The following is a 14,029-nucleotide window of genomic DNA, read 5'->3' as shown; positions in this document are numbered from 1 at the left end:
TATGGAAATTAACCCTAATCCCCTCGAATTTCTATCTGCCAAGGTTCAAGAAACGGTTAACGATACCCAAAATTTCGCTAACCAAATAGCTGCCAATGTTCAGGACAGTGCCAAGACGGTCACGACATGGGTAGAATCCGCCCCCGGTTCCATGGTTGGTGCTGGGGTCGTTGTGACTCAAGAAGCCTTTAAAGTCGCCCATAATATCCGGTTTGAAAACCTACCTACAGGGTTACAATTAAAATTCGCTCGGGCGGGTGTGCGTGATGGAATGCGAAGTGTTCAAGAAGCCGCCAAGGTGTTTGAATCCATACCCGCCCAAATTAGCGCCCAAGGGCCAGAAGCCATTCGTAACTTCTGTCAGGATAAGGATTGGAGTCACATCAAAGCCCACGTTAATGGCGGCGGAAGCGAAGCCATTAACGGGATTTTTGAATATTCTACGGTGAATCGGGCTCGTGGTGGGGTGGACATGAACCCCCAAGAATTAGCCGCGGCGAAGAAGGTTTTAGCAGGCGCCGCTTTGAAAACAGCCGTTGCCGAAATCGTTGGGGCAACTCTTAAAGGTGCGATTGTTGCAGCAGTTATTGAGTTAGTATTTTCTATTTTAGAAAACTCTTTATTGTACGTTGAAGGCAAAATTACCCAGTCTGAATTAGTTGAAAAAGTAGCTACTGCCACCGCTACTGCTGGAATTACCGGGGGTGTAATGACCGGAATTCTGTTAACAATTTGTATGATATTTCCCCCCATTGCCACGCTTTTAGGTGCTGCTGCCATACCCTTAGCGGTTGCCGGGATTGGGTTTATGGGAATTCGCGCCTGGGAAATCTTTTGTCACGCCGATCGCCTATTTGATATCACAGGCAACATGGAACAGGCAATTGGCAACACCTGATCGAAAGAGTTAAATCAACTGCCCTAACTACTCTACAAAAAGGGTTCTAATTGATTGCCCATTGCCTATTTCCTCTGAACTTCCGGCTAAGGGTCTGGGGTTTCCGACATCGGGGCTTCTGGGGGCGCGGCAGATTCTGGGGTTTCTGAAGTTGGGGCGGTGGATTCCGTGGACTCCGGCGGTTTTTGTTCCACAGGATTAGTCGGTGCTGGGGTTTCCGAAGCTGGGGGGATGGGTTGTGCTGGGGGTGGAGAAGTCGCCCCGGCAGGATTTGCGGGTTCTGGACTTGGGTTATCAACGGTCTTGCAGTTTTCCTGACTATCAAACTGAAATTGAATTTGATAGGCTTTCGGTGAACTACTCGGGTCAAAGGTCATTTCCGCAACCGCGGCAACCGCGGCATCATCCAGAACGGGATAACCTGTCCCTAATAAGGTTTCTGGCTTTTGAATAACTTCTCCCCCTTCCCCCGCCACAACCCCAATTAAAGCCTTCCCGGTTAACTTTTGTTCACAAGCTGCGGCTGGATAGAAACGGTTTGCCACCATCGGAGAGGCGGTTTCTAAGTTGGGATAGTTGGGCAATAAACGATTCACCCAGTTTAAATAAGCACTTCCTCCCTGTAACATCGCCGTTTGTTGTTCACTGATCACACCTTCACGGGTTTCGGGTTGTTGGGGTTGGGCTGTTGTGTCCTGTTGCAAACCCTTCTGGAGTCCGGCCAGAATTGAACCTTTCGGGGGAGTGGGTGCAACTGGGGGATTATTTTCAGGAGGGGTAGGATTAGCGGGAGTGTCGGGATTATTATTCGGATTGAACATTGAAGGGGTGCAATTGCCATTATTAAACATCGGTGGACAATCCACATCCTGACCCAATTCCCGAATTAACTGTTGTCTGAGGGCTAACTCATCGGCCGGGGGCAGATTTCCCTGTGGTTTGGGCTGCCCAGGAACTTCACCCGGAGGAACATTAGAGTTATCAAAGCCCAAAGGAGGCCCGGGAATAAAGGATAAAGAGGGACTAGAGTTAGGCAAAAACCCGATATTACCGGAATTGAGAGGATCGGAATTAGACCCTGGGGAGACGACGGGGGGTAAACGATAGGTAGGTAAACCTGGGGAATTACTCGCGGGCGGTAGGGGAATATTCGTCGGCCAGACGGGGAGAGATGCGCCGGATATGAAGTCCTCCGGTGCAGGGGGAGGCAAAATATTATCGATGCCGGGGACTGGAAGAATAGATAAGGAGGGGGAGAGAGAGTCTAAGGGGGTGAAGGAGAGCTTAGACGGGGGGGCCGGATAAACCCCATTAATTTGTTCCGGGGAAAGTTCCACGATTTGCACCGTTGGCGGGAGTTTAACCGATTGGGAATAGAAACTCATATATTGAATATTGGCCGCAAATACCCCATGCAGCCCTAAAGATGCCAAGACACACAGGACAACGGGCTGGCGAACGGTCGGGGGTAAAAATTCAATAAAGGATGTTGTAGAAGCCGTCATAATAAACTTTAATTTTAAACGGGAATCGCTCAGGGTTTGATTTTAACAATTAGAATCGACAAACAGAATAAACGCAAAGGGGGGCGATCGCTAACCCCATTCATTATAGATGACTGAATCAGGTCGCGTCGCCCCTTCGACTATATCCACTAATCAACACCACATCCGCCTCTAACTGCTGGTTATCTGTTGGGCGGGCGATCGCCACCCTAGAAATAACCCATTCCCGATTTGCAACTATACTACAACTTCAGGACGGAGATTTTATAAAATTTGTGCCACCAAACATAAAAAAATCCCGAGAGTTTAATCTTGCGAGACTCAATTAATTGGCTCAGTAAATAGCAATATTAATCAAAAGTGCCAAAGGTGCGATCGCCCGCATCTCCCAATCCAGGTATAATAAAGCCCTGTTCATTGACTTCGGGATCGATAATCGCCGTATATACTTGTAAACTAGGATAGGCTTGACTTAACTTTTGTAACGCCGGGGGTGCGGCGACAATAGAAATAATTCTGATTAAAGCCGGGTCAAGACGGCGTTGGGTGAGTTCAGCCATCACTGCCATCATAGTTCCCCCGGTTGCTAACATGGGTTCACTAATGATTACCCGAGTTTGGGGGTCAAATTCGGCGGGTAATTTATTTAAGTAACAACTAACTTCTAAAGTTTCTTCGTTGCGTACCATACCTAAATGATAGACCGAAGATAGGGGGATAACACTTTGAATTCCTTCCATCAATCCTAAACCCGCCCGTAATATTGGAATTACAATCAGGGGAACTTCAGGATTAACAAACGTGGCATTACATTCGGTTAAGGGAGTTTGTACCGTTGTTTCTAGGGTTGGTAACCAGTCCCTCGCCGCTTCATAAGTTAACCAACGCCCTAACTCCGTCATTGCCGTCCGAAACAAACCTGGAGGAGTCGCTTGATCTCGCGCTACCCCTAACCAATGTTTAATCAGAGGATGGGGCGGGACATAAATACGCAGTTGAGGAGCCATATCAAAACCGTTCTTCATTTCTCAACTATCATCCCATACCAGTGCCAGGGTCAAGTTAAAGGTTTCTAACCCCACCCCACCCTAACCGATTAAAATATTATTCTGTCTTCAGATTGATTACTTATGAAAGCAATTATGATTGTGGGAACCACTTCCCACGCCGGAAAATCGATGATGGTGACGGCCATTTGTCGGATTTTACATCGTCGCGGGGTGAAAGTGGCCCCGTTTAAGGGGCAAAATATGGCCCTCAATTCCTATGTTTCTCCGGCGGGATCGGAAATGGGTTATGCTCAAGCGGTGCAGGCTTGGGCGGCGGGGGTTACTCCTTCGGTGACGATGAACCCAATTTTATTGAAACCCCAAGGAAATATGACCTCTCAGGTGATTTTTAAAGGGAAACCAGTTGGGGTGGTCAAAGCTAGTGATTATTATGAACAATATTTTGATCGGGGTTGGGAAGCCATTACTGAATGTTTAGAATATTTAACCCAAGAATTTGATGTTTTAGTTTGTGAAGGGGCGGGAAGTCCGGCGGAAATTAATCTTAAACATCGAGATTTAACTAATATGCGGGTGGCTAAACACTTGAATGCTAAAACTTTATTAGTAGTTGATATTGATCGGGGTGGCGCTTTTGCCCATGTGGTGGGAACCTTACAATTATTAGAACCCGATGAACGGGCTTTAATTCGGGGTATTGTGATTAATAAATTTAGGGGACAGCGATCGCTATTAGAATCGGGAATAGAATGGTTAGAAGAATATACTAAGATTCCCGTTGTTGCCGTAATTCCTTGGATTGATCATCCCTTTCCCGCCGAGGATTCTTTAAGCTTATTAGATCGACCTTCGGGTTCTCCTCAAACAGAATTAACTATTGCCGTAATCCGTTTTCCTCGCATTTCTAATTTCACCGATTTTGATCCTTTAGACTCCGAACCAACGGTGACAGTTAAGTATATTAACCCTTCGGAATATTTAGGACATCCCGATGCTGTTATTTTGCCTGGGTCTAAAACAACTATATCAGATTTGCAAGTATTAAAAGAATCGGGAATGGCAGATCAAATTAAAAATTATATTGAGGCGGGGGGTCAAGTCATGGGCATCTGTGGCGGCTATCAAATGTTAGGAAAAGTGGTTTCCGACCCCTATGGAATAGAGGGAAAACAAGGAGATCATCAGGGATTAGGATTACTAGCCCTAAAAACAGTAATTTCCAACCAAAAAACCTCCCGCCAACGGTTGGTAAATTCTCATTATCCCCAGGAAAATCTACCCGTCGAAGGCTATGAAATTCATCAAGGACGCACCCAACTTCTGGATGCTAATGATATTTTTCCTTTATTTGATGATCAAAATTTAGGATATGTTAATAGTCAAAAATCCATTTGGGGGCATTATTTACATGGTGTTTTTGATAACGGCCCTTGGAGACGAACTTGGCTAAATCATCTGCGAAAATCTAGGGGTTTAAATGCCTTACCCACGGGAATTGCCAATTATCGAGAACAGCGAGAACTGTTATTAGATGTATTAGCAGATACGATAGAATCTCATTTAGATCTGAATTGTATTCTAGGTTAAGCTCAAAAAAAATCTGATTTTTAGCGGTAAAAATTAACTATGAAAATCCATTTTATGCCCGACGAAGTAACGATTGAAGCTCAACCGGGCGAACCTTTATTAGATGTGGCAAAACGCGCTGGGGTCGTCATTCCTACCGGGTGTTTAATGGGGTCTTGTCATGCTTGTGAAGTGGAAATAGACAAAGATAATTTTATCTGTGCTTGTATTTCTGCTGTTCCCCCTGGGAAAAGTGAAATGACCATTAATATTTATAGTGATCCGACTTGGTAGGATATTAGGGAATTACGAATTACGAATTACGAATTACGAATGGGTTTTGCGTTTATAGCATTACCTCCCCTGCTCCCCCTGCTCCCCCTGCCTCCCCTGCTCCCTGTTCCCTGTTCCCTGTTCCCTGTTCCCTGCTATCTCAAAAAAATAGGGATTGGGAAACCCAACCCCTACAGATATTTTTTCAACTAGCGACTAACTCGCCAAATATTCCCGAACTTGAGCCTTACGACGCCGCAGGTGGTTTAGGGCTTGGTTTTCCAGTTGACGAACCCGTTCACGACTGATGCTCATTTGCACCCCTACTTTAGACAGGGACATCTCCTTACCATCTTCCAACCCGTAACGCAGGGTAATTACTTCCCGTTGTTGGGCGGTTAAGTCCGCCAGTAAATTTTTCAAGTCCTGACGCAATAACTCTTGAGTCACAAAAGCATCGGCGGAGGTATTATGATCCTCAAGGAGATCTTGCAATTCGGTATCTTGATTATCCCCCACCCGCAAATCCAAAGACACGGGATGACGAGACGCCAACAGATAATCCCGAATTTGAGCCGGGTCTAACTCTAACGCTTGGGCAATCTCCCCGGGAGTGGCGTTGCGTCCTAATTTTTGGACTAACTCCCGTTGAACTTTTTTAATTTTGTTCAGTTTTTCGGTAATATGGATGGGCAAACGAATCGTGCGAGAAGTTTGGGCAATGGCACGGGTAATCGCTTGACGAATCCACCAATAAGCATAGGTCGAGAATTTATATCCCCGCATGGGGTCGAATTTTTCCACGCCCCGTTCTAAACCTAGGGTTCCTTCTTGGATTAAATCCAAAAATTCCATGTTGCGTTTTTGGTATTTCTTAGCAATGGAGACGACTAAACGCAAATTGGCTTCGATCATTTTTCCCTTAGCCCGACGTCCTTGCTTCAAGATGGTTTGAAGTTCCTCTTGGCTCATTTCCACCGCCTCAGACCACTCTTGCTGACTCGGTTCTCGACCCAGTTGTTCTGCGAGAGTGTTTTTCACTTCCAACTGTTGCATCATGGTCTGTACCTGCTTACCGTAGGTAATCTCCTGTTCTCGGGTAAGTAAAGGAACGCGCCCAATTTCATGCAAATAGGTACGAACTGTGTCGGTAGTTACCGGTCGAGTGCTTCTGGAAGCCACTTGCTCTTTATCTGTAGTATTGACAGTTGGCATGATTATGAATTACACTCCTAAAAACAGAATTTACAGGGGTAGCAAATTTTTGTCATCTCTCTACAGGAGGTTCCACAGGAATCGACTACAAAGTCTCCCCCTCACTTTGGTTCTGGGAAGGATTCCTAATTTTGTTTATCTCCATAAAGACGAATTCTGTCGTATCTTTATTTTTCGTTGCGATTAAATAGAGGGTTGCTCTCCATGGCCTAGGGCTAATAAACGTCCTTAAAAGATTATGACATATAACTAGGGTTAAAAGTCAAGTGCTTCATGGCATAACCTCCTGTCCTAGCCGCTTTTATTAACATAATTTCATCATGCCCTGATTGCTTTGATAATACAACTGTAGTAATTGAGTAATAACCGAACTTTCCGGTATCGGTTACAGGGTGTATAGGTTTTCCCACACCCCTTAACCGAACTTTTGACAGTCAATCAGTTAGACTACAGCCAGATTAGGACTGATTACGGAGAAAGTTTCGGTAAATCGAGTATCACCGACTAGAGGCGGCGTATAAGAAGTAATCCCAATGGGTTGATTTAAGCGGGAATCTGGGCCGACAAAGATATTAGAATTGGGGTTATTAGGATTAGGAAGAGGAACACCAGTTAGGGGATTATAAGCTAAAATTGCTCCGATATTATTAGCCCCTTCTCGGGTATCAAAACCGACGGTATAAACATTACCATCATTGCCAAATGTTAACCCACCCAAAAAGTTACTACTGGGGGAAGTCCCTAAATAATTTGTGGAAATGCTATTTAATAATTCACCCGTTAATAAATCATAATTTTTGATTCCTCCGGCGAAGTCACTAACCGCTAAACTGCCATTATTAGGATTTAAAGCTAACCCTAATAAACTCACAAAACCCGCCCCATCACTAGCGGCTTCGGGTGTAGCAAAAACACTTCCCTGTCCCGCCGGATTATAACGTAAAATTTGACTAGGCAAACCCTGGCTAAAATCCGGTTCTCCATTCACCGCCACACTGCCTTGAGTCGTAACATATAAATTACCATCGGGTGTAAATAATAATCCATTGGGGCCATTTAATCCCCCAGGTTGTTGATTTCCAAAGGCAAATACATCTAAAAACTGCCCGGTTTGTCCGTCATAGCGAAGAATTTGATCTGTTAAGAAACTGGCGACATAAAAATAGCCATCGGGGCCAAATATAGCCCCATAGGGACGAAATAAACCTGCGGTTTCATCAATTGTTGTATTGGGATTATCTCCAATAAATTTATCGATAAAAGTTCCGGTGATCCCATCATATCTGAAAACCGCCGATGCCCCTAATTCTGACGAACTTGCGGGTTTATCTCCACTGGTGACATAAATATCATTAATAAAATCCCCATTCCCATCGGGCCCAATAATTGCGGTATCCGGTTTGAATAATCCGCCACTTCCAGCCGCAATCAATTCCCCTAAATAATTGCCCGTTGTCCCATCATAACGCACAATATTATTGCCATCACTATTAGTGACTAAAAAACTTTGAATATCGGGAATAAATTGGGGTTGACTTTGGGTTATATTACTAATAAAGCTATAACCGGGATTGGTAATCGGTAATACTTCTAAATTAATCGTAATTTCCGATAAATTAGGATTTTGCTTTAGAATTTGTTGAGTTAGATTCTGATTTAGAATTCGCCAAGAATCACTTTCATTCGGATATTGAATTAAAGTCTGATCAATTTGTTGAATCAGGACAGGGGAAAGATTAGGAGAATTATTGCTTTGATCAGTATAAATAACATTAATATTTAACCGATTTAATCCTTGATGATCAATTAAATAATCCTTTAAAAAGAAATCAGATTTTATCAGGTTAGGTTCAACTACGGGAAGCGAATTAGTTATCGGGGATGTTTCTACCATGATTAATCTTTGTAGTAATATTGCCAACAGAGAAAATATCAATTAAGATTTTTAGATATTAACACTATAGGGTTTGATTTTCAAATAATAAATATTAAAAATTTCTTAATTTTAGGGTGACAAATTTTAAAACCCTAAATCATCCTTAGCTAAAGCCGCGGCTTTTAATACTTTTTCATCGGATTGTTGTGTCCAGTCAGTTTCCCCAACTTCCCGATAAAATGTTTCATCATAGGGACGGGTGCGAACTACAACGGGCATCGGGACAGCATGACCTAAGACTAATGCTTGTTGTTTAGAATCTAATTTCGATAACACCGACCGCAAACTTTGCCCCCCAGAAACCCCGGTAAAAATTGCATCAATATCTTTATCATCATTTAATAAAGCGGTAATTCGAGTGCCCACTTGAGACATGACTTCTGCATCAATACCAGAGGGACGTTGATCAACAATTAAGAGGGTGACAAAATATTTTCGCATCTCCCGGGCAATAGTTCCAAAAATAGTAGAACGCACAATAGCAGGATCTAAAAAACGGTGAGCTTCTTCAATCGTAATTACCAATTGAGTCGGACGGTCTACGGGATTTTTAGAGGCTAAAAAATTCTCGGATTTTTTCACATAAGCGTGGTGAATCCGGCGAGTGATCATATTAGTAACTAACATATAGGATAGCATATCCGACTGCGATCCAAACTCCACAACCACATTTTTTCCCGCGTCCAAAGATTGTAATATTCGATCTACATAATTAAACGGACAATTGGGACGCATATATTTTAAATTATCCATCCGTAGTAATTTCCGTTGGAGCGCCATAATTGAGCCTTTATGTCCGCGACGTTCATCGCAAAATAGTTGAATTTCTTCATTAGTCATAGATAACAATTGAGAAATCCAAGAGGAGCCAAATTCACTACGGAGAATATTAGCATTATCAATACTTGCTTCGGAAAGATTTAATTCCCGTTGCACTAACATAATATCTTCTACTTCAATTTGAGCATAGCTTAGATATAATTCCTGGGCATCTTTAATCCCTCGCCGTCGGCTAGATTCAGGATCAAGGGTATATACTTCTACTTGACCAGGGAATAGTTGTCTTAAGCCTTTAACGGTACTAAATTGTTTGCCCTCTGATACCGCTTCCCAGCCATATTCGGAGTGCATATCAAAGATTAAATTAACGGCGGCTTTTTTCTTAATAATTCCCGATAGTAATAACCGAGTTAAAAAGGATTTTCCGGTTCCTGATTTCCCGAAAACTCCGTTACTCCGTTCTACAAACCGATCTAAATCTAAACAAATGGGCACGTCCATATCTAGGGGTTTGCCGATCGCAAAATTGCGCCGGGTGGGGTCATCTTCCCAACCAAAAATAATTCTAAAATCCCGTTCACTGGCTTCATAAACCTGGGAAAAATGCACGGGAATAGTTTTTACGGGTAAGAGTTCAATATCAGGGCTATTAGTTTGGGTTTGAAAGGAAGCGATCGCAGATTTTCCATTATTTTTACTCACTTTTTGCTGCTGTTGGGCGACAGACCGAATCATTTCTTCTTCTCGTTCGGAAACTTCCCGACTCAACATCAACATCGGACTCAGTTCGACGGTTCCGTAGGTACTATTTCCGGCTAGAATTGCTTGTAAAAAATCATCATCGGGGTGAGGAGGGTTAGCAATAATTCGCTGACTGGAGGTTCCTAAAGAGACATCAGTTAATAAACAGAAAAAATGCGATCGCTTTCCCCGCACGACTAAAAATTTTCCCACCCGCATTTCTTCTACAGACACATCGGGATGTAAGCGAACTTCCAAACCTTTTGTTAAGGAACCTTGAATGACAGAACCCAGGGGTTTTTCAATGGTCATAGGGGAATTTTTTTGAGGTGAGCAATGGGGAACTATCGCCACGCATTCGGGGTTTATAGCGGGTTGTTGTATTGTTCATGCTTCAACATTTTGCCATAAAATTAATTGCAACTTACAATTTCCCTTTCAATAATATCTACTGTTTGTTGTTTTGCGTCAAGTTATTGATTGGGAGAAACGCTAAATTGATTCTCAAAGTTATGGGGGTGAGAGGGCTAAAGCCCTCACTACGGTTTATTTAGGAGGAAAAAATATAAATGGTTTGGGGTTGTAACTGTTGACAAATAGAGGAAGGGAGTTGAGTTAAGGGAAATTGTTCCCGATGGAGTTGTACCTGCAAATTGGTCAGGGGATCAACCCCGGAAGAAACAATAAATTGTAGTTTTTGGAGATGGGGCCATTGGGTAATTTGATCTAAAATTTGGGTAACGGCTTTGAGGTAGGGATGATCTAGTTGTTGATACCAATGGGGATCGGCGACTCCGGCTTGATCAAAGCCTAAATTAACAATTAATGGCGCTTGATCAAATAGAGCCGTTGCTACGGGTCGAGCTTCTTCTTGTAATAATAAATCATTGGTTTTGGCTAAAAATCTCAACTTTTCTAACCGTTCATAACTGCTGAGAATTGAAGTTTTATTTCGTTTTGACTCCATATATTCTGCTTCTGGATTTTCAACTAAAGGTTGAGATTCATCCCAATTAATAGCGACCGTCATTAAGTAGGTTTGTAATAATAAATGACCTAATTTTTCGGCTTTTGTCGCCAAATAAGCCGTATTATGATCCGTGGCTTCAATAATTAACGGAACCCGATCCACAATTTCAATTCCATAGCCTTTTAACCCGGCAATTTTACGCGGATTATTAGTAATTAAACGGATTTGACGCACCCCTAAATCATTCAGCATTTGCGCCCCTATGCCATAATCCCTTAGGTCAGGAGCAAACCCTAATCTTTCATTGGCTTCAACGGTATCGAATCCAATATCCTGCAAAGAATAGGCTTTAATCTTATTAATTAATCCAATTCCGCGCCCTTCCTGTCGCAGATAAATAATTACTCCTGACCCAACATAATCAATCATTTTCATCGCGGTTTGTAACTGCATTCGACAGTCACACCGCATCGAACCAAAGGAATCTCCGGTTAAACATTCCGAGTGAACCCGCACCATCACGGGCATTTCTTTAAACTGTTCGGGATCACCTTTAACTAAAGCAATATGTTCCGTATTATCTAAGGAATTACGATAGGCATAAATTTTAAAATCCCCGAATTGGGTGGGCAATTGAGCCACGGTTTCCCGATACACAAAACGGTCATGTTTGAGGCGATAACTAATTAAATCGGCGATCGTAATTAATTTTAAATCGTGAACTTTAGCATATTCAATGAGTTCGGGAAGTCGCGCCATTGAGCCATCGGGATTTTGAATTTCACAAATCACCCCCCCGGGATACAACCCTGCTAACCGAGATAAATCAACGGCCGCCTCCGTATGTCCCGCCCGTTTTAATACCCCTCCATCCTTAGCCCGCAGGGGGAAAATATGGCCCGGACGCCGTAAATCTTCGGGATGACTGGCGGGGTTAATGGCAATTTGAATCGTGCGGGCGCGGTCATCGGCGGAAATTCCCGTGGAAACGCCCATTTGAGGGGACGCATCAATACTAACGGTGAAGGCGGTTTGGTTGGCGTCGGTGTTTTTTGTGACCATCAGGGGCAAGTCTAACTGATCGAGACGTTCTCCAGTCAGGGCCAAACAAATTAATCCCCGGGCGTACACCGCCATGAAGTTTATCATATCGGGGGTGGCAAACTGGGCCGCACAAATCAAGTCGCCTTCGTTTTCGCGGTGTTCATCGTCCACGACCACAATACAGCGGCCGGCTTTGAGATCGGCTAAGGCGGTTTCTATCGTGTCGAATGGGTAGGGGTTTGTCAGTAGCACGGACTCGTTCAAAATCGTTTTCTCATCAACGCTTATTAACTAATTGTAACGCCGTTGATCGATATGAATTACGAATTACGAATTACGAATTACGAATTAAGTAGGTGGTCATAAATAGAGTTAAAATAAGAAATGAAGAAATATCAGAGGAATAGTCATGCCACTGAGGTTAAGAATTCAACTAACAGAAGAAGAAAAACAAGAGCTACTAACTCTGTATCAGCAAGAGAAAGTTCCGAAAAGAACAAGGCAGAGAATAGATATATTAATGTTTAGTGATGGAGGATGGATGGTCTCAAAAATAGCCCAGACTTTAAGGTGTTCAGAAGCCATGGTAAGAAAAACAATAACTCGATGGATAAATCAAGAAAAAGAAGGATTATTTGATGCTCCTCGTTCGGGAAGAAAACGGAGGTGGAAAGAAGAAGATATAGAATATTTAGAAACTTGTATAGAGTCAGATGAAAGAACTTATAATAGCCGTCAACTGTCGGAAAAACTTCTGCGAGAGAGAGCGATCGCACTAAGCGCAGAAAGAATTAGAAAAATCTTAAAAAAAAAAGACTGGCGCTGGAAAAGAACAAAAGCCAGTTTAAAGAAAAAACAGAATCCCGAAAAAACAGCGAGCAAGAAAAGAGATTTGGAGACGTTAAAGCGTTATGAAGAAGAGGGTTTGGTCAGATTAAAATATTTAGATGAGGCAGGTTTTTGTTTATGGAGTCCTGTGAGTTACACCTATGTAAAAAAGGGGAAGCAGAAACAAATAAACCAGACGAAAAAGCGAGGAAAAAGATTGAATGTAATTGGAGTATTAGAAAAAGGAAAAAGTTTTGAGTACGGTTTAAGTTTGTCAGGAATTACAAGTGAGAATTACATAAAATTTATAGATTGGCAAGCGGAAAAAGCTGAAAAGCATTTTCAAAATACTCGACAAATTACCGTACTGATTCAAGATAACTACAGTGTCCATAAAAGTCAAAAAATACAAGAAAAAGAAAGGGAGTGGCAAGACAAAAAATTAGAATTTTTCTTCCTGTCTGCTTATAGCCCTGAATTGAATGAAATCGAACCAGAATGGCATCAATTAAAAACTCATGAACTGGCGGGAAGAATGTTTGAAGATGAATATGATTTGAGCCAAGCTGTGATTCAAGCCATTGAAGATAGAAACGAAAGAAATGATTGTACCTGCGATCGCTTGCGATTTAATTCCCTGAGTAACTCTCAAGAATTATCCTAAACAATCTTTTTCTATTATTGACTTTATTTATGACCACCTACTTAGTGGATGTAGCTGTGGGTTATACCGGAGCAACAAGCGATCTGAAATTGTGGAGAGAAAGAAGGGAGGAATTGGGGAATCATCAAAAATACAGGGGGGATAAAGCTTATGTAGGGGAAACAGCAATTAATACACCACATAAGAAACCGAGGAATCAAGAAATATCCCTTGAACATCGAGAAGAAAATCGGTTAAAAGCCAAACAAAGGATTGTAGTCGAACATTTAATAAGACTGATAAAAATTTATCGAGTTGCTTCCGAAAGATTTCGGTTAAAGAGCCAAAATTATGAAGCAGTAATCTTGACAGTATGTGGACTAATAAGATGGCGAATAGGAGCGATTGTATTATCATCTAAGAATTGCCCAGAATACTTTTGAAAAATGATTGAATATCAGAAATAAAATTCATTAATTATTATTAATGTAACTGAAAAAGCCTATGAATCCGTTACTTTAGGAGAACCCGGCACAGGAGTGCTAGAGGCTCAAAAAGTAGCGATAGAGGGCATTTGAGGATTTTCGGAGATGTCTATTGAAATAAACCATTATTTTAGA

General features: G+C 42.4%; 11 protein-coding genes. 5 read left to right on the top strand and 6 right to left on the bottom strand.

Features of this window, described 5'->3' with window-relative positions; all coding sequences use genetic code 11:
• Window position 1: 1 nt before the first annotated feature.
• A complete protein-coding gene (locus tag PL9631_RS12060; protein ID WP_083620629.1) occupies window positions 2-898 on the top strand; it encodes a hypothetical protein in 897 nt (298 codons plus the stop codon).
• 86 nt (window positions 899-984) lie between these two features.
• On the opposite strand, the gene PL9631_RS12055 is transcribed toward PL9631_RS12060, so the two are convergent.
• Together PL9631_RS12055 and upp are read right to left on the bottom strand one after the other, a co-directional pair.
• On the bottom strand, window positions 985-2,403 hold the full coding sequence (locus PL9631_RS12055; RefSeq protein ID WP_083620627.1) for an energy transducer TonB: 1,419 nt from the start codon (window positions 2,401-2,403) through the stop codon (window positions 985-987).
• A gap of 350 nt (window positions 2,404-2,753) precedes the next feature.
• The gene (gene upp / locus PL9631_RS12050) at window positions 2,754-3,410 is read right to left on the bottom strand and encodes a uracil phosphoribosyltransferase (RefSeq protein ID WP_083620903.1); all 657 of its coding nucleotides are present in this window, start codon (window positions 3,408-3,410) and stop codon (window positions 2,754-2,756) included.
• A 123-nt stretch (window positions 3,411-3,533) separates the two neighbouring features.
• On the opposite strand from upp, the gene cobQ reads away from it, so the two are divergent.
• Window positions 3,534-5,000, top strand: a complete 1,467-nt coding sequence (gene cobQ / locus PL9631_RS12045) for a cobyric acid synthase CobQ (protein ID WP_083620626.1) — start codon at window positions 3,534-3,536, stop codon at window positions 4,998-5,000.
• A 39-nt stretch (window positions 5,001-5,039) separates the two neighbouring features.
• Window positions 5,040-5,273: a 2Fe-2S iron-sulfur cluster-binding protein gene (locus PL9631_RS12040; protein WP_083620624.1), complete on the top strand. Its 234-nt coding sequence runs from the start codon at window positions 5,040-5,042 to the stop codon at window positions 5,271-5,273.
• Window positions 5,274-5,468: 195 nt separating this feature from the next.
• On the opposite strand, the gene PL9631_RS12035 is transcribed toward PL9631_RS12040, so the two are convergent.
• The 4 genes from PL9631_RS12035 to ribBA form a co-directional block, all read right to left on the bottom strand.
• Window positions 5,469-6,467 carry an RNA polymerase sigma factor, RpoD/SigA family gene (locus tag PL9631_RS12035; protein WP_083620623.1) on the bottom strand — a complete coding sequence of 333 codons (999 nt, stop codon included), beginning with the start codon at window positions 6,465-6,467 and terminating at the stop codon, window positions 5,469-5,471.
• A 442-nt stretch (window positions 6,468-6,909) separates the two neighbouring features.
• Window positions 6,910-8,361, bottom strand: a complete 1,452-nt coding sequence (locus PL9631_RS12030; RefSeq protein WP_083620621.1) for a Vgb family protein — start codon at window positions 8,359-8,361, stop codon at window positions 6,910-6,912.
• A 126-nt stretch (window positions 8,362-8,487) separates the two neighbouring features.
• On the bottom strand, window positions 8,488-10,236 hold the full coding sequence (locus tag PL9631_RS12025; RefSeq protein WP_083620620.1) for a helicase HerA domain-containing protein: 1,749 nt from the start codon (window positions 10,234-10,236) through the stop codon (window positions 8,488-8,490).
• A 238-nt stretch (window positions 10,237-10,474) separates the two neighbouring features.
• On the bottom strand, window positions 10,475-12,190 hold the full coding sequence (gene ribBA / locus PL9631_RS12020; protein WP_231516713.1) for a bifunctional 3,4-dihydroxy-2-butanone-4-phosphate synthase/GTP cyclohydrolase II: 1,716 nt from the start codon (window positions 12,188-12,190) through the stop codon (window positions 10,475-10,477).
• Window positions 12,191-12,347: 157 nt separating this feature from the next.
• On the opposite strand from ribBA, the gene PL9631_RS12015 reads away from it, so the two are divergent.
• Entirely contained in the window at window positions 12,348-13,430 is a 1,083-nt protein-coding gene (locus PL9631_RS12015) for an IS630 family transposase (RefSeq protein WP_083616166.1), read from the top strand.
• 29 nt (window positions 13,431-13,459) lie between these two features.
• Window positions 13,460-13,852, top strand: coding sequence for a transposase family protein (locus PL9631_RS12010; RefSeq protein WP_083620617.1), 393 nt, complete (start codon window positions 13,460-13,462; stop codon window positions 13,850-13,852).
• The last annotated feature ends 177 nt before the right edge of the window (window positions 13,853-14,029 follow it).

This window comes from Planktothrix paucivesiculata PCC 9631 (genome assembly GCF_900009265.2).
GTDB classification, from domain to species: domain Bacteria; phylum Cyanobacteriota; class Cyanobacteriia; order Cyanobacteriales; family Microcoleaceae; genus Planktothrix; species Planktothrix paucivesiculata.
The sequence above is the reverse complement of the archived record's forward strand: the minus strand, read 5'-3'. Positions and strand labels throughout refer to the sequence as shown.